The 25,834-nt window shown below is 34.3% G+C and carries 27 protein-coding genes and 1 pseudogene; 24 read left to right on the top strand and 4 right to left on the bottom strand.

Features of this window, described 5'->3' with window-relative positions; translation table 11 throughout:
* Positions 1-518 precede the first annotated feature (518 nt).
* The 13 genes and pseudogenes from P6733_RS15960 to P6733_RS15905 all read left to right on the top strand — a co-directional run bounded on the left by P6733_RS15960 (position 519) and on the right by P6733_RS15905 (position 12,481).
* On the top strand, positions 519-1,085 hold the full coding sequence (locus P6733_RS15960) for a hypothetical protein (protein WP_306353938.1): 567 nt from the start codon (positions 519-521) through the stop codon (positions 1,083-1,085).
* A 4-nt stretch (positions 1,086-1,089) separates the two neighbouring features.
* On the top strand, positions 1,090-2,760 hold the full coding sequence (locus P6733_RS15955; RefSeq protein WP_306353937.1) for a hypothetical protein: 1,671 nt from the start codon (positions 1,090-1,092) through the stop codon (positions 2,758-2,760).
* Between the two features lie 152 nt (positions 2,761-2,912).
* On the top strand, positions 2,913-3,827 hold the full coding sequence (locus P6733_RS15950) for a tyrosine-type recombinase/integrase (protein WP_306353936.1): 915 nt from the start codon (positions 2,913-2,915) through the stop codon (positions 3,825-3,827).
* A gap of 11 nt (positions 3,828-3,838) precedes the next feature.
* Positions 3,839-4,705: a tyrosine-type recombinase/integrase gene (locus P6733_RS15945; protein WP_306353935.1), complete on the top strand. Its 867-nt coding sequence runs from the start codon at positions 3,839-3,841 to the stop codon at positions 4,703-4,705.
* Between the two features lie 104 nt (positions 4,706-4,809).
* On the top strand, positions 4,810-5,640 hold the full coding sequence (locus P6733_RS15940; protein ID WP_306353933.1) for an ABC-three component system protein: 831 nt from the start codon (positions 4,810-4,812) through the stop codon (positions 5,638-5,640).
* On the top strand, positions 5,637-5,870 hold the full coding sequence (locus P6733_RS18000; protein ID WP_372339308.1) for an ABC-three component system middle component 6: 234 nt from the start codon (positions 5,637-5,639) through the stop codon (positions 5,868-5,870). Before P6733_RS15940 ends, P6733_RS18000 begins: the two co-directional genes overlap by 4 nt.
* The gene (locus tag P6733_RS15935; protein ID WP_306353932.1) at positions 5,861-7,561 is read left to right on the top strand and encodes a DUF2326 domain-containing protein; all 1,701 of its coding nucleotides are present in this window, start codon (positions 5,861-5,863) and stop codon (positions 7,559-7,561) included. Before P6733_RS18000 ends, P6733_RS15935 begins: the two co-directional genes overlap by 10 nt.
* A gap of 148 nt (positions 7,562-7,709) precedes the next feature.
* Positions 7,710-9,290 carry an endonuclease NucS domain-containing protein gene (locus P6733_RS15930; RefSeq protein ID WP_306353931.1) on the top strand — a complete coding sequence of 527 codons (1,581 nt, stop codon included), beginning with the start codon at positions 7,710-7,712 and terminating at the stop codon, positions 9,288-9,290.
* Positions 9,291-9,434: 144 nt separating this feature from the next.
* A pseudogene (locus P6733_RS15925) lies at positions 9,435-10,310 on the top strand (RHS repeat-associated core domain-containing protein); the annotation flags it as partial.
* Positions 10,311-10,316: 6 nt separating this feature from the next.
* Positions 10,317-10,679, top strand: a complete 363-nt coding sequence (locus P6733_RS15920) for a hypothetical protein (RefSeq protein ID WP_306353930.1) — start codon at positions 10,317-10,319, stop codon at positions 10,677-10,679.
* 255 nt (positions 10,680-10,934) lie between these two features.
* Complete coding sequence (locus tag P6733_RS15915) at positions 10,935-11,075, top strand: hypothetical protein (RefSeq protein ID WP_306353929.1); 141 nt, start codon at positions 10,935-10,937, stop codon at positions 11,073-11,075.
* Between the two features lie 240 nt (positions 11,076-11,315).
* Positions 11,316-11,618: a transposase gene (locus P6733_RS15910; RefSeq protein ID WP_306353927.1), complete on the top strand. Its 303-nt coding sequence runs from the start codon at positions 11,316-11,318 to the stop codon at positions 11,616-11,618.
* The gene (locus P6733_RS15905; RefSeq protein WP_306353926.1) at positions 11,618-12,481 is read left to right on the top strand and encodes an IS3 family transposase; all 864 of its coding nucleotides are present in this window, start codon (positions 11,618-11,620) and stop codon (positions 12,479-12,481) included. Before P6733_RS15910 ends, P6733_RS15905 begins: the two co-directional genes overlap by 1 nt.
* Here P6733_RS15905 and P6733_RS15900 read toward each other — a convergent pair.
* From P6733_RS15900 to P6733_RS15890, 3 genes are all read right to left on the bottom strand, one after another.
* Positions 12,457-12,618 (bottom strand): hypothetical protein, encoded by a 162-nt coding sequence (locus P6733_RS15900; protein WP_306353925.1) that lies wholly within the window; start codon positions 12,616-12,618, stop codon positions 12,457-12,459. The two genes, P6733_RS15905 and P6733_RS15900, sit on opposite strands and share 25 nt — an antisense overlap.
* A gap of 41 nt (positions 12,619-12,659) precedes the next feature.
* Positions 12,660-13,451 carry a hypothetical protein gene (locus P6733_RS15895; protein WP_306353924.1) on the bottom strand — a complete coding sequence of 264 codons (792 nt, stop codon included), beginning with the start codon at positions 13,449-13,451 and terminating at the stop codon, positions 12,660-12,662.
* Positions 13,452-13,588: 137 nt separating this feature from the next.
* Positions 13,589-14,584 (bottom strand): LLM class flavin-dependent oxidoreductase, encoded by a 996-nt coding sequence (locus P6733_RS15890; RefSeq protein WP_306353923.1) that lies wholly within the window; start codon positions 14,582-14,584, stop codon positions 13,589-13,591.
* Between the two features lie 385 nt (positions 14,585-14,969).
* Here P6733_RS15890 and P6733_RS15885 point away from each other — a divergent pair, with 385 nt between their 5' ends.
* From P6733_RS15885 to P6733_RS15840, 10 genes are all read left to right on the top strand, one after another.
* Positions 14,970-15,653, top strand: a complete 684-nt coding sequence (locus tag P6733_RS15885; protein WP_306353922.1) for a DUF6624 domain-containing protein — start codon at positions 14,970-14,972, stop codon at positions 15,651-15,653.
* 62 nt (positions 15,654-15,715) lie between these two features.
* Positions 15,716-16,072, top strand: coding sequence for a YciI family protein (locus P6733_RS15880; protein ID WP_306353921.1), 357 nt, complete (start codon positions 15,716-15,718; stop codon positions 16,070-16,072).
* Positions 16,056-17,330, top strand: coding sequence for an RNA polymerase sigma factor (locus tag P6733_RS15875; protein WP_306353920.1), 1,275 nt, complete (start codon positions 16,056-16,058; stop codon positions 17,328-17,330). Before P6733_RS15880 ends, P6733_RS15875 begins: the two co-directional genes overlap by 17 nt.
* A 303-nt stretch (positions 17,331-17,633) precedes the next feature.
* Positions 17,634-18,314, top strand: a complete 681-nt coding sequence (locus P6733_RS15870) for an NAD-dependent epimerase/dehydratase family protein (protein ID WP_306353919.1) — start codon at positions 17,634-17,636, stop codon at positions 18,312-18,314.
* A 20-nt stretch (positions 18,315-18,334) separates the two neighbouring features.
* Entirely contained in the window at positions 18,335-18,982 is a 648-nt protein-coding gene (locus tag P6733_RS15865; RefSeq protein WP_306353918.1) for a hypothetical protein, read from the top strand.
* 192 nt (positions 18,983-19,174) lie between these two features.
* On the top strand, positions 19,175-20,599 hold the full coding sequence (locus P6733_RS15860; protein WP_306353917.1) for an MATE family efflux transporter: 1,425 nt from the start codon (positions 19,175-19,177) through the stop codon (positions 20,597-20,599).
* A gap of 156 nt (positions 20,600-20,755) precedes the next feature.
* The gene (locus P6733_RS15855; protein ID WP_306353916.1) at positions 20,756-21,055 is read left to right on the top strand and encodes a hypothetical protein; all 300 of its coding nucleotides are present in this window, start codon (positions 20,756-20,758) and stop codon (positions 21,053-21,055) included.
* A gap of 197 nt (positions 21,056-21,252) precedes the next feature.
* Positions 21,253-22,641 (top strand): DNA recombination protein RmuC, encoded by a 1,389-nt coding sequence (locus tag P6733_RS15850; RefSeq protein WP_306353914.1) that lies wholly within the window; start codon positions 21,253-21,255, stop codon positions 22,639-22,641.
* A gap of 16 nt (positions 22,642-22,657) precedes the next feature.
* Positions 22,658-23,026 carry an aldo-keto reductase family protein gene (locus tag P6733_RS15845; protein ID WP_306353913.1) on the top strand — a complete coding sequence of 123 codons (369 nt, stop codon included), beginning with the start codon at positions 22,658-22,660 and terminating at the stop codon, positions 23,024-23,026.
* A 4-nt stretch (positions 23,027-23,030) separates the two neighbouring features.
* On the top strand, positions 23,031-23,591 hold the full coding sequence (locus P6733_RS15840; protein ID WP_306353912.1) for an acyl-CoA thioesterase: 561 nt from the start codon (positions 23,031-23,033) through the stop codon (positions 23,589-23,591).
* Between the two features lie 29 nt (positions 23,592-23,620).
* Here the strand turns inward: P6733_RS15840 and P6733_RS15835 are convergent, their stop codons facing one another.
* Positions 23,621-24,595 (bottom strand): ion channel, encoded by a 975-nt coding sequence (locus P6733_RS15835; protein ID WP_306353910.1) that lies wholly within the window; start codon positions 24,593-24,595, stop codon positions 23,621-23,623.
* A 227-nt stretch (positions 24,596-24,822) separates the two neighbouring features.
* Between P6733_RS15835 and P6733_RS15830 the strand changes: the two genes are divergently transcribed.
* Positions 24,823-25,788 (top strand): SMI1/KNR4 family protein, encoded by a 966-nt coding sequence (locus P6733_RS15830; protein WP_306353909.1) that lies wholly within the window; start codon positions 24,823-24,825, stop codon positions 25,786-25,788.
* Positions 25,789-25,834 lie beyond the last annotated feature (46 nt).

Raw genomic sequence — 25,834 nt, 5'->3', positions numbered from 1 at the left:
CTTGCCGGTCATTACAAAAATACAATTTTTATTTATGTACCACTGCAAATCTTTAATTTATCCCATAAGGGCTCCACCCAAAAATTTCCCATACTTAAGGATTCATAAAGCTTGCTGCCATGTCTCAAACGGATAGCTATTTTCAAGTTTTATTGAATTATTATCGCCTTCTGAAAACAAAATGTCTTAAACATAACGCCATTAGAAGACAAATGGCGCCAGCAACACCACTGTTTGGATAACTTCAAAAATGCATTTTTATATTTGTCAGAAGATAAATAAACGGATTAAAAAGACCATCTAAAAATGGGCTTTCGCTGTTTAGAGGGCTGGTGAAGAAAGAAGAATGATCTCCCGAATATTGGAATTGCTATTAATTAAGTTTTGATAACCGTGATACAGATTGTCAGGTTTCTACTCAAATTATTCCCTTTATCCATTCCCTAAAACAGCATACAGTCCCGCAGCGGCTACGGGTCACCTTACGGCCTGAAAATAATGGAAAACCATTAATATTTATGAAAAATTTAGAAGGCCTTTTCCGGTCATTTGAAACAGGAATCCGAAGTGCCAAGGCTCTAAAGCCCAATGCGTACCTCAGGGGTATCGGATTGGATTATTCTGAACTCAGGATTGGCTTTAACTCCGGGCAGTTCCATCACCGTAAGCCGCAAAAGGTGAAAGATGAGTTTGAAAGCCTGGGTCTGCTTACCAAAAGTTACGCCCCGGTCAGATGGGAGACCGAAATGACCTCCTATACCGTTTTTGGACGTTACGGGCTTATTTTTCCACTGCTGGACAAAGAAAATACCATCGTCAATTTTTTTGCCCTTCGGTTTGACTTGGACTCGCCAAAAGAAGAATTCCTGAATGATAAAGGCATTTATCCCGCCTACCCGCATCCGCTGACCAAGCGGCTTTATATCGTCTGGTCAGTTATCGAATGTGCCACCCTGCTTCAAAGCAAAATCCTTGACCAAAGGGAAGCGGTTATATCGCTGCACGATGGGGAACTATTGCCACAACATCAGGAAGCTATCAAAGCATTACATGAATTAGAAGCAATAATAATGATAAAGCGGTAAGACTATGGAGAAGATCAGATTACAAATGCAGCAGCTAAGACCCGATGTGCCCCTGTCCATTGTGGAATTGCCAGAGGGACACAGTCTAAATGACATGTGGGTCAATTATGGAACGGACGGAATACTGAAACTTTTTAAAAATGCGGAGACTGAAAAAGGAGGTGTCGCCTTGCAGGTGCACAATGATTACAAAATCAGTTACAAGGGAACAACAGGGACATTTTATGTTGTGGGCAACCTGCCTATGGACTTAGGAAATCTGAGGGTATCGCTTCAAATTGTGGAGGCCAGCACGCAGAAGAAGCACCGCCTTAAAGTAGACCTGTTTGATTTTGGGAACGTACAGAACCAGTGCACGGAACTCTCCGAGAAACAAGGCTTTGATTACGAGGAATTGGAAGCGGATTTTGTACAGCTCACGGACTTATTGGAACAGCATCGCGATTTGCTTTTTGAAGCAGAAATAAATCCCGTGACGGATAAGTATTCCCAAAAGGAACTTACACCGCAGGCCCATGAAAAAGCAATTGCTTTCCTCTCCAAACCCAATCTCTTGGAAAATATCACTGCCCTTTTGGAACAGAACGGGATTGTCGGAGAAGAGGAAAACAGGCTGTTGCTTTTTGTACTGGCTTCAAGCTATAAAATGCCATACCTCATGCACGGGCTGGTTCAGGGATCAAGCGGTGAGGGAAAAAGCCACCTGATTAACGGGATTGCCCAGTGCATGCCGCAGGAAGATGTAATGAACATGACCCGCATTACCAGCAAGTCGCTTTACCATTACAGGGATAAGGAGCTAATCAATAAACTGATAGTAATTCAGGATTTTGACGGGCTGGACGAAGAGGCGCAGTATGCCTTTCGGGAAATGCAGTCCGCCAAATTTTTAACCAGTTCCACAGTGGTCAAGGATGTCTTTGGTAATAACCGAGGAAGGATGAAACAGGTACAGGCACACTTTGCGAGCCTTACCACAACGACCAAAGCTGAGGTGTATTATGACAATATGAGCCGTTCGGTGATTTTGGGCGTGGATGAAAGCCAGGCACAGACGATGCGGATTATAGAGATTCAAAATAAGAAAATAGCGGGGAAAAGCAGTATTGAGAATCAGCAGCAGGCAACACAGCTGCTTCGAAATTCCATACGGGTTCTGAAATCCTACGAAGTAATAAATCCTTTTGCAGATAAACTAATGCTTCCCCTCGAAGCCAAGATGCTCAGACGGCTTAACAGCCAATTCCAGAATTTTGTATCACAGATTGCCATCCTGCATCAGTACCAGCGAAAAACCGATGCGCAAGGCAGGCTAATTGCCACCAAAGACGATGTTCGCTTTGCTGTGGACATATTCTTCAATTCCATTATCATCAAAGTAGACGAACTGGATAAGAGCACAAGGCAGTTTTTTGAAAACCTCAAAGGCTACGTAAAGAGCCAAAAAAATGGATCGACACACCGTTTTACTATCAGGGAAATTCGCCATAAGCTTAATATCAGCAAGACATCGGCATTCCGTTACATGCAGCTCCTGCAGGAACTCGAATACATTCAGGCAATTGAAGGTTCTGTAAACAGGGGCTTTAAATACGTAGTCGGTTATTGGGATAATATGGAAAAACTAAAGGATAGGATAAAGAAAGATTTAAACAAGCAGCTCGAAGAGTTTTAAAAACAAGGAAAAAGCCAAAATGGAACACCCCGGAACGCCAGCGGAACACCTGAGCCCTTGCAAATACTGGCAATACGATACTGGCGTTCCGCGTTCCACGGAGTGCGCAAGCGAGGCTTCAAAACAAAATAATTCATTAACACTAAAAAACAATGAAAAAGACTATACAAACCCCTGATTTTCAAAAGCTTGCCAAGAGTTTTGACAGTTTTGTAAAAGTCCGGAATTACAAATCAGGAAAAGGGCGCATGTATCAAAATGCCCTCACGGAATTTTTGGCATGGCTGGAAGAGACAGGGATTACTAAAATTAGAGAGGTGACTTCTAAAGAATCAATAAGGTATTTTGAATATCTCATTGCAAGACCAAAGTTACGAGGCGAAGGAACACTGTCACAGCAAAGCATCAAGTTCCATCTTTTTGTACAGGGACTCTTCCTTTTGAACCTTATGGAAAACAAGGAAATTGAAAACGGTTATTATATCCCAGCCTATAGCGGAGGGATTCAAAAGCCTAGAAATATCCTGAGCGTAGAAGAGATAAAAATCGTGTACCAGTACTGCGAGAATGACATGGAAAAAGCTTTACTGTCCGTTGCCTATGGGTGCGGGCTTCGCCGTTCAGAAATAAGCGTACTGAATTTAAGGGACATACAGTTAAACACCGGAATGCTCATCGTTAAAAGCGGAAAAGGGAGCAAAAGACGGGAAGTCCCTATGAGCGATACGGTTATTAGATACCTGAAAAACTATATACAGAACGAACGCAATTTAAAACTGGTAGGAAAAAGCCAAATGGAAGAGGCTTTTTTTATCAACAGTAAGGGAAAGCGTGCCAGTGGAGAGAACCTGAATGAGATACTAAAAAAAATGATCGAGCAGACCCAAAAATACGAACTGATACAAAAGGATATTACCCTGCATTGCCTGCGCCACAGTATTGCCTATCATCTGGCTGAGAATAACGCTGGGATTGATTTTATAAGAAATTTTCTAGGACATTCCGATATAAATACAACCTATATCTATGCCATCAAGAACAAGAAACGAAAACTGATAACCTTTTAAATAATGGGCTCATGGCAAAACAGACACTAGAGCAGTTCCTGCTCCAAAATTATAGTAAACAGACAGTATCAAGCTATTTGTTTGCCATCAATCACTTTCTAAAATTAAATCCCAAGGCCAAGCGATACAAATACCAGAATGTTGTCAAGTATATGGATGAAATCAGCCTGCAGCAGGCCAACAGTAAATACCGGGTTGTCATTTTATCAGCAATTAAAAAGTATTATGATTATCTGGTTATGAGCGGCTATAGAAATGACCATCCATGCAAACGCCTGAATATTAAAGTGAACAGCAACCAGGCGATACAGGTTCAGGACTTGTTCAGCAGTTCGGAGCTGCAGCTCCTTATGCAGCGTGAAAACCGTTACAAGCATTTGGATGTCAGAAACAATGTCATACTATCGCTGCTGATTTATCAGGGACTTACCAGCGATGAGATTATAAGGCTTACTGTAAAGGATATTGACTTGGAAAACGGGACAGTTTATATCAAGGCTTCCACCAATCTGAACAAACGGACAATGCATCTGGTACCTAAACAGATGATTTTATTTTTCAACTATATAAATGAAACGCGAATAGAAATGCTAAGGTGTAAAACTGAAAAATTCATTATCACAAAACTTGGCAAGCCTATTTCTGTAGACAGTATTAATGCCATGATTGACCCGCTCAGGTCATTGTTTCCTGATCGGAAACTCAATCCGCAGTCAATCCGCATGAGCGTGATCTGCAACTGGCTTAATGAAAAAAAGATTCCTTTGGAACAAGCTCAGGAACTAGCAGGACATAAATGGCCAGGAACGACTGAAAAATATATTAAAGTAAATAGTTCACAGCAGAGAGAATTGATTAATCGATATTTTCCCATTTAAAAAAAATATGTAATTGTAGTTATAAAATAAATTCTATATTAGCTATCGAATTAAATCAAAATACTACTTTTAAAGATGTAAATTTGCATCATTCTAAAAATAAAATGTCAGAGAACAAAGCAAGGCAATATAAACCAACTACTGTCAGACGACTTGATACGTTATCAGGAAATGAGTGCGCAGAACCTACTTGTTCAAAAAAGCTTATCGCTGAAGATGGTGAGTCAATTATAAGTAAAATATGTCATATTGAAGCGGCAAGTGCGAATGGTCCGCGATGGAATAAGGATAGTACTGATGATGAAAGAAGGGATTTTGGGAATTTAATTTTGCTTTGTGATGAGCATCATGTAATTATTGATAATAAAAATAATGAGGCTAAGTTTCCTGTGCATCTTCTTAAAAAATGGAAAACAGATCATGAAGCTAAAATTCTTAAATTAATTTCTGGAAATAACGTTCTTATCAAAAATCCATCTGCTTTAAATGTTGTTATAAGTTTTGTTGGAAATAGAATATTTGAAAATGTTTTAATAACCGAGACAATAAACGCTCCATCTACAGAAGATAAGATTTTATATAATAATGTTATTCGTTTTAAGCCTATTATTGAAGAATATGCTGTTTATCAAGGTAAATTAAATAAACTGTACGAAGAAATAGAAAAACAAGGTTCAACAAAGAAAGAATTTGTTCTACAGAACATTAAAACTATTTATTTAAAAGAAAAAGGTAAATATGATGGGATTGAAGATATAAGATTACATGCCGACACTATAATTGAAAATGTTGAAAATGAACTTTGGAAAAATATAGAAAACTCAAGTAATAGGGTTTTAGATTTACCAATCGAAGCAGTAAAATTAAGTTTATTAATTATAATGGTTGATGCGTTTATGCGTTGTAATATTTTAGAAGAACCACCTAAATTATGATAATAAATAAAAACATAAATCCGGAAAGAGATCTGTATTATTTAGGAGGGAAAGTAATAGAAAAACTCAGTTCATTTGATGAAAATGAAATTGACTATTTTGAATTGTTTGTTTCAGTAAATAAATCAAATAAAATATCGTTGAACTTATATTCATTAGTTCTAGATTGGTTATTTATATTAGGAGTTGTTAAAAAGGGTAGTAATGGATTAATAGTAAAATGTTTTTAAAGCAACTTATCATACAAAATAAAGACACGATAATTAGAGATATTCACTTTCATAAGGGAATAAATTTAATTGTTGATGAAACTACTATAGATAGTTCACAACAAACTACAGGTAATAATGTTGGTAAAACTACTGTATTAAGATTAGTAGATTATTGTTTTGGTGCAGATGGGAAAAATATTTATCAAGATACAGAGTTTAAAAAGCAACCAAATACTGTAATCGAAAATTTTTTAAAAAGCAATGAAATTATAATTACTGTTATTTTGGTTGATACTCTTGAAGCTACAGTAAATAATGAGGTTGCCATTAGAAAAAACTTTTTAGCGAGAAGTAAGAAATTACAGGAAATAAACGGACAGAATATTACCAATGACAAAGAATTTGATAAAAAATTAAAAGAATTAATTTTTAAATCGGAAGTTGATAAACCGACATTTAAACAAATTATTTCTAAAAATATTAGAGATGAGAAAAACAAGATGATGAATATCGTTAAAGTTTTAAATTCATTTACTCGAATTGAAGAATACGAAGCTCTTTATCTATTCTGGCTTGGAATTAATACAGACAGTCATAATGAAAAAGAGTTATTGTCAAAGGAAAAAACTAGGGAAGAGAATTTTCAAAAAAGATTAAAAAAAGATGGTGAGTTATCTTTAATAGAACAACAACTTGCATTTTTGAATGGAAAGATTAATGAACTAAATGAAAGAAAAAGCAAATTTAACCTGAACGAAAATTATAGTTCAGATGTTGACAAATTAAATGAAATCAAATCAAAATTAAATAGAACAGCAACTGAGTTAAGCAGATTAGAAATTAGAAAAGATTTAATTAATGAGAGCAAAGAAGATTTAGAACAAGAGTATACAAATATAGATACTAGTAAAATAAAATCTCTTTATGAAAAAGCCCAATCCTTAATCTCGAATATCCAGGTCTCTTTTGAAGACACAGTCAAATTTCATAATGATTTAATTTCAGAAAAATTACAATACATAACAAAAGAACTTCCTGAAATAGAAGTACAAATTCGAAAAGCAAAGTCTGAGATTGCTATACTTCGTAAAGAAGAAGACTCGCTAACGCTAATATTAAATAAATCTGCTTTAGTAGAAGATTTTGAAGTAACTATATTAGAATTAAATAAACAGTTTGAGAAAAAAGGTAATTTAGAAGAGCAAAAAAGATTATGGTTATATTCTCAAGAAAAATTAAGTCAAATAGATGAAGATTTAGATAAGATAAATCTTGGCATTTCATCAAAGGATAGTCAAATTCAAAATAGAGTTACGGAGTTTAATAAATATTTTTCGGTAATGTCTGACAGACTATATGGAGAGCCTTATTTATTAAGCGCACCGAAGAATGAAAAAGGATACGAACTTGTAGTAACTAATCTTGAAGGAAATCCAAGTACAGGAAAGAAAAAAGGTCAAATTGCTGCGTTTGATTTCGCTTATATCGAATTTGCAGACAAGATGGATATCGAATGCTTACATTTTATTATGCACGACCAGCTTGAAACTATTCATGATAATCAATTAAATACAATTGTCGAAGTTGCTAATAGTATTAATGGACAATATATAGTTCCAATCTTAAGAGATAAAATACCTGCAAATATAAATATAAGTGAATTTGAAGTAGTTTCTTTATCACAAGAAGACAAGCTTTTCAAAATTTAATATTTGAGATACGTGCTCCGATAGGAGTTCGAATAAGAAACTGAAAAAGAGGCTATTTCACAATTTGTGCGACAGCCTCTTTTTTATTAATATTGATAGCACTAATTATAATTATAGATGATTATGACCAAACTTTAAACTCAATCATATGGCTAAAAAAAGAATTGAAGAAGAGATTCGAAAAAAACTTGTACAAAATTTAGATTTTATTGAAGCTGGGTTAACTCTTATTGATGATGAATATCATGTAAAAAATCCAAATGGAGCTGGAGGTTTTATAGATATTTATGCAAAAGATTTAAAAGGCAATTTGGTTATAATAGAATTAAAAAGGTCGAATGCTGCTTCAAGAGAAGCTATTACTGAGCTATCAAAATATATTTCATTAATAAGAAGGATTAAAAATGTTAAAAATAGTGAAGTCAGATTAATCATAATTTCAACTGAGTGGAATGAGCTACTTGTCCCTTTTTCTGAGTATTATAATGCGACAAATTATCAACTTGAAGGTTATATTCTAGATGTTGATAACGCAAATAATCCCATAAAAATTAGTAAAGTAACGCCTTTGCCATTGATAGAAGGGCGAAATGTTTGTAGAAGACATTTTGCCAGGTATTATAAAAGTGAAGATGATCTAAAAAAAGCACAAGAAAGTATTGTTTCTCAAGCAATAAACTTAAAGATGCATGACTTCATCATTGCAAATTTTGATCTTAATTTTAAAGATAAATTTTATGGAGCTACAAAAGTTTTGTATTGGGCACAGCAATTAAAATCAAAAGAATTTTATATTGGAGAACTTAAAAAAAATATTGATATTGACTTGTTTGAGGAATTATTGGAAAATATTTCAGACTGCGAAGATGATGATCAATTAAACGAGTTAGCTGAGAAGTTAGAAGATTTAATTGATGTAAAATGCGAAACTTGTGAAATTGGCTATCCTGAAAAACTAGTACAAAAACTGGAGAATAAAACTTGGTTACTATCAAGTATTTCTAAATATGGAGTTTTTGAAGCTGATGAAAGGTTAACTGATGAGCTATTATTGATGGATCTTAAAGGTGATACCGGTTCTTCTTTGATTCATTACTTTGCATCGACAAAATCAGAAAATCGCTCAAAAATTAAAGAAATTTCGAAAAAAATGGAAGTTTGTCTTTTTCATAATGAAGAATGGAGACATAAAATTTCAGATATTTTAAATTATGCTTCAAATAAAAATGATTGCAACATTACTTTGTACATTTATAATACTGATGACTTATTAGAAACTTTGTGGCTAGCAGGTAATGATGATCCTTTACGTTGGGTACCTAGCTTCGTTATGATTCTTGATCCTGAAAGTAATGATGAAAATGCTGAGATTTTTTTGGGGAATATAAGATGTAATAAAAATGATATAGACATTGAAGAAGCAATAAGTTATTCTTTTGAAACTTTTGATAGTTATCTTTTGTCTAAAAGTTTTGGTGATTATAAAGCTGAAAATTCAATTTTAATGAATCATTTAGGGTTTGAATATCAAACAGATGTGCTAATAATTAGTGAAGAAAATGAAATTTATAAAAAGAACATATCTATAAAAGGGAAAAATATAGTAGAAAAAAAAATATCTTCAAATGAAACTATTTATGATTTTATAAATAGCAGAACAGATATTATTGAAAAAATAACTAAGTTGTTTACTGAACGACATTTTGGTAATAATTTTTTCCGGCTTTAAATTGTGATGAAGTTTAATAAAAATCTAGTAAACTAGTAGATTAGATTTTTTTTATCTTTTACTTTGCGCTTACGTTCTTATATTGAGATTTTCGCAAGGGGCTATTTTATATAAAAAAGGTTTGCAGAACCTTATAAGTATAAGTTCAATGGACAAGAGCGTCAAGACGAGTTGGGGCTTAACTGGGACAGCTTTAAATATCGTAATTATGACTACGCTATAGGTCGTTTTATGAGTATTGACCCATTAGCAGAAAAATATCAACATCAGTCACCCTATGCATTTTGTGAGAACAGTCCAATTGCGTATAGAGAGCTGGAAGGATTGGAAGGAGTATTAGCTATCTTCTACCATGGAGGGCCAACTGGAGGTGGTCAACCAACTACAGTTAAGGAAGCAGGTACTACGGGAGATTATTTTGTAAGCACTCAAACAACTGCTGGTCAAAATGGTCAAGATTTTGCAGGAACTATTATAGCACCTGGATGGACTTCATCTTCAGGTGTTCAAACAGGAATGGATTTTTTCAATGCAAATTACCAAGATGGAGACTCTGTAATAATTTATGGTTATAGTTATGGAGTTGATGTTGCAGTTGATTTAACGGAAGCACTCAAAGCTCAAAACTGTAATGTAGAGCTACTGGTTACTGTTGATGGTTCTGACGGTCCTTTGATGAATTCTACAGTTAATACGACCATTCCGAGTAACGTAGAGAAGAATGTAAATGTGTATCAAACTGAAAATTCTGGTGCCTCAAGTTCATCTCGTTCAACAGGTTCATCTTCTGGTGCTACAAGTAGCAGTAGTGGGAGTAATAGCAGTGGAAGCAGTAATAAAAGTAAAAGTGGAACAAGTAATTCTCCGGGGTCTAATGGTGGCCCTAATCGAGCGGCAAACTCTAAGAAAACAACAGTTGTTAACAAGAATGTTACCGCTCCAGGAACTAATCATGGAAACATCCAACAGAAAGCAAAAGATATAATCGAACCTGCATTAAATAGAGCAGCTGCAAATTAAAAAACTATGAAACACAGTAAATACTATTTTATCCTATTAGCATTTTTTTTAATGTCATGTTATCAAGATATCGATGATGTAAATATTACAGGTATAATAACAGACAGTATTACACAGAGACCACTCGAAGATGTAAAAGTGTCAATAATTTGTTGGAGATACGGCAATACGCCAGACGGAAGTTATACTGGGCAAGACTCAATAACCGTAAATACCGACAGAGAGGGAAAGTACAGTCATAATTTTAACAAGGGAGCTTTCATTGAAATTAAAACGGCAATTTCTGGTTATCAAAGCAGACATGAATCAACTGATGTTACAACGAAAAGTAACATTATGGATTTAAAATTAAAAAGGAACGACAAATAAATATGATACCAACAGTTGAAGATTTAAAAGAATCATGAATACTTCACAAGCGTAAACCTAAAGATTAATTATATGTAGAAGTTTAAGAGACAGCCTTAGTGCTGTCTTTTTTGGCGATAAACCTAATAATCTGAAATTATTTAATCGTTTTACGGAAAACCGTAAATAAGCGAATTGGTAAAGCATTAGATTTGTTTTGGTGCTGAATAAAGAGAGACTTTATTTCTTCATCATTAACCAATTAATACAAGTTTTATGGAAACAATTGAAGCAATTAAACCAGGTCCGAAACCAGACAAAAAAGATGGAACTCCCGATGAAAGAAGGCGAGTTACTCCTCCTAACAAGGAAAAGCATCCTGATTTAAAACCTCACAAACATAAGCCTAAAGATTAAGTTAGATGTAGTAGTTTAAGAGACAGCCTTGGTGCTGTCTTTTTTAATATTTCAATTAAAAAAATCATTGAAAATATACAGAATTAACAGAGATAATCTTGTTGATAATCCAGATGTGTAGTTGCGCCATTATTTCACAAGATAAACGTCCTATTTATGGATGTTTTTCATTTGGAGTTGCTACATTTACTGGGACATAAATTTTAAGACTGTTTAAATAAAAATAAATATCTTAGAATTATGAAAAAACGAGTTTACAGTGCTGAGTTTAAATCCTCAGCAGTACGATTAAGTTACGAGCGGGAAAACATCAAAGAATTAGCAGATGAACTAGGTATCCAGGTAGCGCGTATTTATAAATGGAGATCCTCTGAAAAAACATTTATTAATCCAAAACCAATTATTTCTAAAAAAATAGAAACAGATTCTTTAGAAGTCAAACAACTTCGAAAAGCTCTTAAGGAAAAAGAATTAGAGCTTGAGATATTAAAAAAGGCCGTTCACATCTTTTCCAAGAGCGATGGGAAATCTACCAATTCATAGTGAGCTATAAACATTTATATCCTATTGAAAAGATGTGCAGCGTTTTAAAAGTAAGCCGAAGCAGTTATTATAGATGGTTTAGCGGCGGGCCTTCTAATAGATCTATAGAAAATAGTCTGTTTACAGATTTAATAAAAGAAGTTTTTGATCTAAGCAGTCAAACTTACGGAAGTCCCAGAATAGCGGAACAGCTAAAAAGAAAAGGATATAAAATATCCAAAAGGAAAGTTGCTAAATTGATGCTTCTGAATGGCTGGAGAAGTAAACTTAAAAGACGTTTTAAAGTGACCACGGATTCTAATCATCGATATCCGGTGTGCAGTAATCATCTCAATAGAAATTTTACACCAAAATCACTTAATGAGGTCTGGGTGTCTGATATAACTTATATAAGAACAGCTGCCGGCTGGTTATATCTTACTACTATTATTGATTTATATGACAGGCAGGTTATAGGATGGTCATTAAGCACACGAATGTATACCGATCAAACGATTATTCCAGCTTGGAAGATGGCAGTATCAAAAAGAGAAATAACAGAACCTTTACTTTTTCATTCAGATAGAGGAATACAATATGCTTCGATAGAATTCAGAAAATTGATTAATAAAAATACTTTAATCATCCAAAGTATGAGTAGAAAAGCTAATTGCTGGGATAATGCTGTAGCTGAAAGTTTTTTCAAGACCCTTAAAGCAGAACTTATCTATCAGCATAAATTCACAACCATTGAAGAAGCTAAATTAGCAGTCTTTGAATATATAGAAGTATGGTATAATAGAAAACGTCTGCATTCTTCTTTAGGATATAAAACGCCTAAAGAAATGGAACTGGAATTTTATAAAATTAAAAGTGTAGCATAGGTCTTAGAAAATTTGTCCCACTTTTTGTTGCAAGTCCAAACCCTTACTTCTCCTTTTTGAGGCACAGGAATTACAGTTTCCTCCATTACTAAATCATCTAAACTTTTTGCATTCTTTTTAAGGATCCATCTTCGCATATCAATCTTATTTAAATTATTTATTTTCTACCAACATTATATTACTTAAACATATCGTTTATTAATTCCTCACAGCGCATTAAACTACTAACGGTATATTCCCAATCGGGAATAACGAGATGGTCATTTAACGGCTTATGCTCTACACAAGCTCCTATCAGTTGAATTTGATTGGCTAAATCCGGTAAAGATTTCATCCCGCCTATATAAAAATTCGAAACTCGTTCTAGTCCATCATTAAAAATTATTCCTTTTGCTTTTCTATTTTCTAATTGACTAAGCGTGGGAATTGTATCAAAAACACCGTCGTAAAATTCAATTATTGGCGCCACATTTGGGCTATAAAGACTGTGTATATAGGCCGCATAGAATTTATCTTTTATTTGAATGGAAATCACATCTTTTGCTCTATAAAATGTAATACTCTCTGGCGAAGAAGGCTTGCGTTTTAAAGGTTCTGGAGTAGAAAGAAGTAACTTTTTTATTTCATCAGATTTTCTGAAAAAATCATCACTCAATGCTACACTTTTATTCAACGAATCAATTGCTTTTAGCGCTTTATCTGTTATGGCTTTATCTGCAAAACCATATTTATGCAACAACACTGCCAACGCCAAAACTGTTTTCTGCTTGTAATTACTCGATACTTCTTTTCCTGCATTTAAAACACAATTCCAACGTACTAATAATTTTGGAAGAACATAGGACAATGGGTTAATCCCTTCATTCTTTTCTCTAATCATCGCTGTGATTGTCAATTCTGCTAAATCATCATCAATGGACGCTACCAAATGCTTGGCGGCAAGTTTATCTACTATTTGCTGGTGTGTCATATTTAATATACTTGGGATTTTTTAAGGAATCTAAGATAAAAATAATCTTGTGAATTCTTGACTCACATTTTCCAAAAAGCACAAAAGCCTTCATATCCTAAGACTGGAGGCTTTTATAACAACTATTATTAAAATTATTAAACTGTGCTTAGAGCATCTTGTAAAATAGTAAATGATTTCAGCTTGGTTTCACGATCAAATATATAGCTCGCCACCATTAATTCGTCAATACCCGTTTCCTCTATAAACTCAGAAAGATTTGTTCGTAATGTTTCTTTACTCCCCGTAAAAGTACACGACAACATTCCATTCACTGCCGATTTTACTTCGGGTATATTATATGTAGACGGTAATTCTCCTGGTGGTTGTAGTGGACTACGTGTATTTGTTATAATTCCTAGAAATAAACGAAGTAAACTAGTCAATAACAAACTCGCTTCTTGATCTGTATCGGCTGCAATAACATTAACACAAGCCATGACATAGGGTTGCTGTAACTGTTGAGAGGGCTGAAAATTTTTACGATAAATATCAATCGCTGTGCGAAATTGTGCAGGAGCAAAATGAGCCGCAAAAGCATACGGCAATCCCATTTGCGCAGCCAAGTAAGCACTATCAGTGCTTGATCCTAGTATCCATAGTGGAATATCTAGTCCTTCTCCCGGAAATGCACGAACCTTGGAATTGCAGTTATCACTACTAAAATAGGTTTGTAATTGTTTCACATCCGTTGGGAAATTATACGATGAATCCATACTATTACGTCGTAATGCCATCGCCGTAAGTTGATCGGTTCCTGGGGCTCTGCCTAAACCTAAATCAATGCGATTAGGATATAGATTTTCAAGTGTTCCAAATTGTTCTGCAATTACTAATGGACTGTGATTAGGAAGCATAATTCCTCCCGATCCTACACGGATCGTATTTGTTTTTCCAGCTACATGTCCTATTAATACTGACGTTGCAGAACTGGCTATATGTTCCATATTATGGTGTTCTGCCATCCAAATGCGTTTGTAGCCCAAAGATTCGGCATGCTGAGCAACTTCAACAGTATTTTGCATTGCGGTCGCGTGATTTCCTCCTTGAGTAACTGTCGCTAATTCTAATACAGATAAGGGTATTTTGGTCATTTTAATTATAGATTAAATCCTTTTATAAGGAAAAGGGAATAGTCATATAAAAGTAAAACAAATGGAAGTCTAATAAAAGCTATTTGGCTTTTAAAGGCAGTAACATAGAGGTTACTATCTATTGTATACTACAAAACACTTCGTCTAGTTAGGGTGCCAGAATACTCTATCATTTTAGCCAAACCTGCAATAAAATCTTTATATTCGAATGTATTTATTATCCCTACGATTTTATGACTTTTGAGAAATTTATAATTCCCAGTATAGTACTATTTTGCATCGCAATAATATACTTTGCATTTTCTTCCTATACAGTCTTTGAAAAATGATAAAATGCTGTGTATTGGGCTATTCAATATTCTGAAAAATAAATTAATTTAATCTAATGAAACAAACAGCCTACATCCTATTATTACTTTGTTGCATCTCTTGTTCTTCTACAAAAAAGCTGAACGTTGGTTTGAAAAATAAACTCGATGCCATTTCCTATAAAGATCAGACTTTACGGGCTCTTTTTAATAATCCTACAGCAGAACGAAAAGCTGCAATACTGAATGAATTTGGAATTTCTCAACAAGAATTTGAAACAAAAAGTTGGAATATTGTATCCGAACAAGACAGTATAAATATCGGTGAGATTGAGAAAATAATCCGTCAATATGGTTATCCAGGAAAAACATTAGTAGGAGAACCGGCTAATAAAAGTGCTTGGTATGTTATCCAACATTCTACAAAGATTGAAACTTATTTTCCCTTAATAAAAGCCGCCGGAGCAAAAAAGGAAATCCCAAATACTTTGGTTGCTATGATGGAAGATCGATTACTTATGTATAGAGGTGTTGAACAAATTTATGGAACTCAAGTCATGGGTAGTAATTATAAAAATCCAACTACTGGAAAAACAGAATGGATCAATTATGTATGGCCCATTAAGGATATTAATACTGTAAATGAACGTCGAAAAAAGATTGGTTTTACTGATACAGTAGAACAAAGTGCAGAAGGAATGGGTGTAACTTATAAAATCTATACTTTGGCAGAAGCAAAAGAGATGAAAAAAAATAAATAATTATTTGTCCCGATATCAATCATTCATTTGTCATTATCCTATAAACCAATAAAAAATACATCATGAAAGAATTTCTAATGCTTATTCGAGAAAATACTGACTACGGGACAATGACTCCGGAAGAAATGCAAGTTGACATTGAAAAACATATGGAATGGGTTGAGCAGCTTGTCAACAATGGAAATTTCAAAAATGGAAATCCATTAGACGCTATGGGAACTCATATTACAGGAAAAAACAAAATTGTTACCGATGGACCTTATATAGAAAGTAAGGAATGTGTGAGTGGCTATTATATTCTATTAGCTCAATCTCTACAGGAAGCCACAGCACTGGCTAAAGGATGTCCATCCTTAAACTCAGGTGGATCTGTAGAAATCCGTGAAATCATTGATCCCGAAGATGAATTCAGCGCATAACGAACATACCATTAATCAACTAGCAGCTCATCTTTTCCGTGAAAATTCGGGAAAGATGATTGCTGTATTATCCCATAAATTTGGCATTAATCAAATAGATGCGATATTAGATGTTGTTCAAGATACTTTTGAAACTGCCTTAACGCAATGGCGATTCTCCAGTATTCCGGATAATCCTTCTGCATGGTTAATGGCCGTTGCAAAGAACAAGGCAATTAATACCTTCACTCGAAATAATAAAACACAGGAATTCTCTCCTTCCTTACACAAACTCACTACTGATTATACTGCTTTAAATCAACAACCTGAAGTACTATTGTCCGATCAGGAAGTTCAAGACAGTCAGCTTCGCCTATTATTTACTTGTTGTCAACCGGATTTTTCTACAAAGAACCAGGTTATACTCACACTCCATATTCTATGTGGTTTTGGTATTCCAGAAATAGCAAATGCATTGTTCATGCAAAAGGAATCTGTAAAAAAAGCTTTAACTCGGTCCAAAGCCATACTTCGTAATCTTGCCCCTTTTTTTCAATCCCAACAGTCTGATAAAAGTATAGAACTAACGAATACCATTCTTTATTTAATGTTCAATGAAGGATATAAAACTACGCGTAATAAGGAAGGAATTAATAATGATTTATGTTATGAATCGATTCGGCTTGCTAAACTTTTAGTCCGCATAAATGAATCTGCTATCTATGAAACAAAAGCATTATTAGCACTTCAATTTTTCAATTTATCCCGATTTCCAGCCCGAATAACTGAACATGGTGAATGGCTCACGCTAGAAGAACAAGACAGAACTCTTTGGAATAAAAGTTATATTGAAGAAGGATTTTATTACTTAACGCTTGCCACACAATCCAATGTTTTAAGTCGTTATCATCTTGAAGCTATTATATCTTCTTTACATTGTATTGCTTTAAATTTTGCAGATACAAATTGGACAAAAATCATTTATCTGTACCAACAATTGGAAATACTTGAACCTGATTCTCCATTTATCATCTTAAACCGAATAATTGCTGAAAGCTACATTCGTAATCCTCTTGAATCAATTGCTAAAATTAACCTCTTAGAAGCAGAATATAAACTACAAGAAAACTTTTTAATAGTAGTAACAAAAGCTTCTTTATACCAAAAAATTGGTGAAATTGACCATGCAAAAGAGACCTATATGCTTGCATGGAATCTGACTAATTCGCCTATTGACAAAAAATTTATCGACCGAAAAATTCTGGAATGTCAACACTAATTTTTAAAGAGTAATTTACTTTAACTGAACAGATGCTGAAATTTCTCTAATAGAAAAATCATCAAAATCATAATCGGATTAATCGGTAATGACCACTTTTCAGTCCAATTGAAATAAAGTATTATTAATACATCAACGTCATGTATGAAAACAATAAATTTATTTTAATTAGTGCATCAGACGAATCAACATTCATTCGATTTTATTAACGAATACCGAAATAATTCTTTGTAAAACAAAAAGTTATACCATTTAATCTAAGATTAGTTTAACTTTACTTCACAAGAAAAAATAGAAACTGAAATGGATCAAAATGATAAAGCTATTCGCGTAATTATTACAGGCACTACTGGAATGGTAGGTGAAGGAGTATTACACGAATGTTTAAAGCATCCTCTGGTTGAAAAAGTATTAATTATCAATCGAAAACCTTTAGGCGTAACCCATCCGAAGCTAACCGAAATTATTCATACCGATTTCTATAACCTTACTGCAATCGAATCACAGCTCAGCGGTTATAATGCCTGTTTCTTTTGCTTGGGAATTACCTCCATCGGGATTAGTGCAGAAGACTATTACAAAATCACCTATACACTCACAATGAATGTAGCTACAGTACTGAGCAAACTAAATTCAGATATGACATTTTGTTATGTATCAGGAGGAGGAACAGATAGTAGTGAGAAAGGCCGAAGTCAATGGGCTAGAGTAAAAGGAAAAACAGAAAATGATTTAATGAAATTACCTTTTCGTCAGGTTTATGCCTATCGTCCAGGATTCATAAAAGCAATCAAAGGATTATCCAATACTCATAAATTCTACAATTATGTAGGCTGGTTATACCCTATTGGTCGTGCTCTTTACCCTAATGGATTCAATACCTTACAAGAAGTTGCTTTATCGATGATTAACATTGTAAATCATGGCTATGAAAAACAAATAATACACGGAAAAGACATTATCAAATTAGCGCAATTAAAATAACCTTATCTAGACCCGAAAAGATGAAACTACATTACCTTTTGCTCCCATTATTATTTGTTCTAAAAACGAATGGACAAATCATAACCATTAAAAAAGCAACCTTAACCATTAAGGATACCAATTCATATAACAACCGTAAAGAAGGATGGATTGAAATCAGTTATGAAGTAACGAATAATACCAAGGAGATATTCTATTTTATGCCGAGTCCTAACTCAGATGTTTTAGCTTCCTATCCTGTAAAAATCATCCAAAAACAAGATGACAATGGAAATTGTAAAACCAAATTTGAGGTATTGCCTACATTAGAAAATGGAACAGAATTTAGTGAACGACATCTTATTGCTATAAAACCGAATGCTACTATGCCATTTCAAATTCGAGAACAACCTGATATGTATTTATGTGCCGATCGAACACTAAAAACAACAGCACAATTAAAATACGTCTTGAATATAAAAGACATTGCTAAATTTCAAAAAGAAAACGAAGAAATAGCACAACGTATCAAAACAACAAAAGAAGCTGACCCCAATAGTGACGTCAAAAATCTTGAATACGATATTTTTTATAATAATAGGATTATAAAAGGTCTTCAAATATTCGAAAAGTTTAAAATCACTCCGTTAGAAATAAAAAGTAATACCGTTACTTTACAAGTAAAATAAGGTCTTTTTGTAAAAAAATAATTCAAAATCTTTTGTGAAAGAAATTTTATAATATCTTTGTTCCCGAAATTATCTAGAAATTATGATTGTATTAGCTGCTTTCAACTAAGAAAAGCAAAAACTTCGCTATAAACATTTATAAGGCAGTGTACTCAAAAACACTGCAAGTTTTTATATACAAATATTTTATTTATGACACAATCACAACCAAACCTAGGTGGGCTTTCTGGTATATTTTCAATTATCAAACAATCATTACGCGGCGGAGAAGTCGACTATACACAAGGAAGCATTCGCCTGAGTGTAATGTTGCTTGCGATTCCCATGATGCTAGAAATGGCTATGGAATCTATATTCGCATTAGTCGATCTTTACTTTGTAGGACATCTAGAGCATAGTAGTTATGCTATACAAACTGTAGGACTTACGGAATCTGTTCTAGCTATTATATATTCCTTAGCCATCGGGATTAGTATGGCAACCACAGCAATAGTAGCACGACGTATTGGGGAAAAAGATCCTGTTGCTGCAGCAAAAGCAGGTATGCAAGCCATACTTATTGCAATATCGATTACTGTAGTCATTAGTATCTTCGGATTCACCTATGCTACAGAAATTCTGGAAATGATGGGTGCTACGCACGATGCCGCATTACACGGAACGTCATTCATGCGTATTATGATGGGAGGAAGTACAATCATCATGTTATTATTCTTAATCAATGGTATTTTTCGAGGAGCTGGAAGTGCTGCAATAGCCATGAAAAGTTTATGGATTGCAAATATTTGCAACATTATTCTATGCCCTATTCTAATTAATGGTTTAGGCCCTATTCCAGCCTTTGGCCTTCCGGGTGCAGCTATTGCAACAACAATAGGAAGAGGGATTGGAGTGAGCTACCAATTGTATTGTTTGTTCAATGGCAAAGGTATTCTAAAGATGTCCCTTGCTTATATCACACCCGATTTCAAGCAAATAAGAGCAATTATCAAAGTCGCTTCACCGGCAGTATTACAATTCATGATTGCCTCATGCAGTTGGATTTTTCTAGCGCAATTAGTAGCTACAACTGGTGGAGACCACGGTTCTGCAGGATACCAAACCGCTTTACGATTAATGATCTTTTTCATGCTACCAGCTTGGGGATTAAGTGGAGCAGCAGCAACTTTAGTCGGTCAAAATTTAGGTGCAAAACAAGTACAACGTGCTGAAGAATCCGTTTTAAAAACAGCCAAATACAATGTATTGTACATGTTTACAGTAAGCTTAATTTCATTTTTTGGAGCCGAATTACTAGCCTCCTTTTTCACAAATGATCCAGAAGTAATGGTCGTTGCTATTCGTGCGGTACGTATTATGGCCTGTGGCTATGTATTCTACGGTATTGGAATGGTAGTAATCAATGCATTTAATGGAGCTGGAGATACCTTAACACCAACATGGGTTAACTTCTTTGGGTTTTGGTTATTCCAAATCCCACTAGCCTATCTATTAGCAAAATATTTCCAAATGGGACCAGATGGCGTTTTCTTTGCCATTCCAATCTCCGAAATTGCTATTACAATTGCTGGGGTTATTCTCTTCAAGAAAGGCCGTTGGAAAACAATCAAAGTATAAATCAATTCAGTATATCTGTTCCTATCCAATAAATAGGAACAGGTTTATCTGCCATACTATTTCAAACTAAAAATGAAAAACAAATACAAATTTCTTTCTTTATTAAAGGAAGAAAATAAGATTGATTCAGATAACCAACATGAATTGTTTTTTTAAATGTTTTCTCTTGTTCAAAAGGGTGTGGTAAAATTCTCTACCACATCCATTGATAAGCTTGACGAGAATCTTCCAGAAGGTATATATTATATTGCTCATAAACTTGTGACAAACAAAGGGAAATTACTTATCCTAAAAGGCGATATCGTTATTTCAAGAAAGGAAAACATCATCCTATTTTTAAAAGAATCTATAGCCTATGAGGACTTGAGAAATTTCTTGATATACCCTACCCACGATAATCAACAACCATTTGTTATCGACGTGAGTGAAGATGCTTTATTCAATATTTACAGGTAAAATCAAGTTATACCCGCACTAATATTCAATAACCTGTTCATCGTTTTGAACAGGTTATTTGTTTTTTAGAAGCTTATCCCGCTATTGGCTTTATCTCTTCACTATCGTTACGAGGATACCGCCGCTATCGGGGCTAAAATTAAATTCGTTTAGAAAACATAATTCCTTATTTTTACTTTTTATTAAACGCCTTTCCCATGAATGATGTATTGCCTATTTTACTTGTTTTTATTGTAGCCCTTGCTATTGGTGCTTATATTGGTAAATTAATTTTTACCGGACGTTCCGTTGCCGAAAAGAAAGTGATTGAAGAACGCCTGATTAGTGCCACTACTCAAATTGATCAACTGAAACATCAATCTTTATCAGACAAAACTATTGCCGAAAAACAATCGTTACAGATTCAAGCCGAACGGGAAGAAATTCGTCGCGAAAAAGATGCACTAGCCTTACAGCTTACCAAAAAAGAAGTCGATTTTGAAAACCTATGGGAACGCAATCTGGAGCAAAAACAAGAAGTAGAAAAACTTCAGGAGAAATTCACCAAAGAATTTGAAAATTTAGCCAACAAAATACTGGAAGAAAAATCCAATAAATTCACGGAACAAAATCGTGAAAACATGAAAAACATTCTGTTACCCTTACAGGATAAAATTCATTTGTTTGAGAAAAAAGTAGAAGATACGCATAAAGAAAGTATTGACTACCATGCTGCATTACGTCAGCAAATTCTAGGCTTACGTGAAATGAATGAGCAAATGTCTAAGGAAACTGTTAACTTAACCAAAGCCTTAAAGGGAGATTCTAAAATGCAAGGGAACTGGGGCGAATTAGTCCTAGAACGAGTATTAGAAAAATCAGGATTGGAAAAAGGCCGTGAATATGATGTACAACAAAGCCATGTTACAGAAGAAGGTAATCGTGTATTACCCGATGTAGTCATTAATTTACCCGATGGTAAAAAGATGATTATTGACTCCAAAGTATCCTTAGTTGCTTATGAGAAATATGTCAATGAAGAAGAAGAAGGTTTGAAAAATGCTTTCCTACGAGATCATATCAACTCTATTAAACGTCACGTAGAACAATTGGGTGAAAAAAACTATCAAGACTTATACAAAATGGAAAGTCCCGATTTTGTATTATTATTCATCCCCATCGAACCCGCTTTTGCATTAGCATTAAATTTTGATAGCACTTTATACAATAAGGCTTTTGAGAAAAACATTGTAATTGTTACTCCATCCACGTTATTAGCGACCTTACGTACTATTGACAGCATGTGGGCGAATCAAAAACAACAACAAAATGCCTATGAAATTGCCCGTCAGGCAGGTGCATTATATGACAAATTTGAAGGTTTTGTGATGGACTTAGTCAAAATTGGCAAGAAAATGGATGAAGCCAAAGGCGAATACAGTAATGCCATGAATAAGCTAGTCGATGGAAAAGGGAACTTAATTACTAGTGTTGAAAAATTGAAAAAAATGGGAGCTAAAGCTAAAAAAGCACTTCCAGAAAACATTCTAAAAAGAGCCGAAAACGATCTGGAAGATCTCGCTATTGAAGAAGAAAATAACAGCTGATTAAAATCTTAAATTTATGAAACGATTCCTAACCATTGCCCTATTTTCATGCGTAGCTTTTTTTATTATTTTCTACGCCATTGTTTATTATGCCACTTATAGTGAAGGAATTCGTTCCGGTGAATTAATTAAAATCAGTACCAAAGGTGTTCTTTTCAAAACTTGGGAAGGGGAACTCAGTCAAGGAATTTCTGGCGCTCAGATATTTCAATTTTCGGTGACGGATAGAGCTGTCATTGAAGACTTACAACGTTTGCAAGGAGACTATGTGAAATTGACCTATGTAGAACGTTATATGAGTTTCTTCTGGTTAGGCGACAGTCATTACTTTGTAACCAAAGTGGAACCCGAAAACTCACCACATTACAATAATTCCAAACAATAAATTAATGGATAAATCATTCAAATCAGTACGCGCATCCCGCATCACCATTTCGGAATTAATGCTTCCTTCTCATTCGAATTTCAGTGGAAAAATTCATGGTGGATATATTTTATCTTTAATGGATCAAATTGCTTTTGCTTGTGCTTCAAAATACTCCGGAACCTATTGTGTTACGGCTTCAGTGGATACTGTAGATTTTCTAAATCCTATTGAAATAGGAGAATTGGTAACATTAAAAGCATCCATCAATTATGTCGGGAATACCTCTATGGTAGTAGGAATACGAGTAGAATCGGAAAATATTCAAACAGGAAAAGTAAAGCATTGTAACTCTTCTTATTTCACTATGGTTGCCAAAGACAATGATGGAAAGAATGTTACAGTACCATTATTGGTATTGTCCAATTTTGAAGATATCCGTCGTTTTTACAATTGTATCAAACGTATTACACTCAAAAAAGAGAAAAACCACCACGAAGAAACCTTCGATCACACATCAGAAGAAGCCATCAAAGGGCTTGCTGCTTATAAGGTAAAAGTAGAATTGAAGTCTTCTCCAAAATAAAAAAACAGAACCCGTATCTCTTTTCAGATTTACGGGTTTTTTATATCCAGATCAACAGCAATAATATCATCCAATTGATCGATGTGTAATACTGTTTTTGTATTCTTCTCATTGCGTTCATACATTGGGGCAAACTTCGCTCCATATTTAATTTCTTTAAATGTATAAGAACTTCGGGCGGCTACAGTGTTACTAAACATATCGTCAAAAGTTTTCAGGAAAACCAAAATTTCACCGCGTATATTCGTGAAATCATCTGCTGTAAAATTATAAATCGGACTGTCCTCCGTAATCGGATGTACTAAGGTCCAACTCAGTGATAAGGCATTTATCTTAGCTAATTCCAAATTCAACTGATAGAAATTGTTGGTTACTTTTCCATTCTCCTCAAGACTCATTCCTAAAGTAATTTTAACCTCAGCATCGGTAAGTGTTGTATTTTTATAAGGAACAATACGGATCATCAAGGCTGTACCTTCTTTATAGGGTGCAATAACGGCATGATGTGAAAACTTCACATACGCCACTGGTCTACTAAATCGTCCATAAAATAAACCTGTTGCAATGGCAAATGACAATAACCCTGTCAATGCTTCTGCAGCGGACACAGCACTTGCCAAAAAACCTACAGGACTTATATGTCCATATCCTACAGTTGTAAAGGTTTGTGCACTAAAAAAATAAGCACCTCCAAATTTCGCCCATATCGTATTGGCTGTATTTATTCCATCCAGATATTCTATTCCTATGGCATAATAAATACACGCAAAAATGAAATTTACTAAAATATAAAAAGTAAAAATCAATCCTAAAAACTTCCATGTCGGTAATTCTAGCATAGTATGGTACCAACTGATTCGATTTAGAAATGCTCCACCTCTTTTCTCAATATTCGATTTACCATCTTTATTGACAAAACGACCTCCATAATTTGATGCATTAACTCCAAAACCAGTATCCAGTTCTTTTTTTGCTCTTAAATTTATTTTGCGTAATAATGCCATGTACAGTAGATTAGTATACTGCAAATTAAGCAAAATAATCTTTGAAAAATAAAGCCCATTTTTAAGTTGTGAAGAATAATAAATTAATATTATTCTTTTAAATTTTCTGATGATTTCAATTTTTCATTATATTTAAAGAACATACTTTTCTTTAATATCAGTATTTAAAAAAAACACAACATAGCACTAAAATTCAATTATTTATAAAAAACAACATCACCTTATCAATGAGCACATATTTTAAAGATTTCGACTTTTCAGAATTTTGGGATGACAATAGTTATGCTTTAAATGAATATCTTGAAGAAGCACCCACTGATGAAATGATTGCTTCCATCGAAAAAGAACTGGGTTATAAACTTCCAGCATCTTATATCGAATTGATGAAAATGCACAATGGCGGTATACCTGTTAGTACCTCTTTCCCTACCGAGGAATCCACTTCATGGGCAGAAGATCATATTGCCATCTGTGGAATTTCAGGAATAGGTAAAACAAAGACTTATTCATTAGGTGGTGTACATGGTAGCCGATTCTGGATTGAGCAATGGGAATATCCAGACTATGGGGTTTATATTTGTGATTGTCCTTCGGCTGGACATGATATGATATTACTTGATTATAGAAAATATGGAAAGAATGGTGAGCCACAAGTAGTTCACGTAGACCAGGAGAATGATTACAAAATTACTTTTCTTGCCGAAAATTTTGAAGCTTTCATTCGTGGTCTTATTCCAGAAGATGATTTTGATACGGCTGATGAGGATTACGAATTAGCTCAACAAATAGTGCTTTATAGTTCCTTCACACCTTTAGTAGAATCACTTTGTGAACAATACACAGAGCATCCTAAAATGGAACGCATCATCCGAAATTTATGCTCAGAAATACTGATTAAAAAAGGATATTTTGCCCTTTATTCGGATAAACGTTCTGTCTTGTTATACGATTTACATTTCTTGCTGTACACCAATATGTATCCGATCCCAAAAATTGAAGATTATTTAGAAATTCAGAATAGAATATACGATTCGGCCCCAATTGTTTCTGGGGAATTTTTTGCTCCAGAATTCAGTCAAGCTTGGTTCAATAAAAGAATCGAAAAGAAACAAATTATCCCCACTGAAAACAGTTTTGCTTTCACAGAAGAGTTTAAATTGAAGGTTCTAAAAAAAATAAAACCTTTTCAATAATTCTACAAAACAAAAAAGACTGCTATAAAGCAGTCTTTTTTTATAT

The sequence above is a fragment of the Flavobacterium aerium genome (assembly GCF_030766725.1).
Lineage (GTDB): Bacteria > Bacteroidota > Bacteroidia > Flavobacteriales > Flavobacteriaceae > Flavobacterium > Flavobacterium aerium.
The sequence above is the reverse complement of the archived record's forward strand: the minus strand, read 5'-3'. Positions and strand labels throughout refer to the sequence as shown.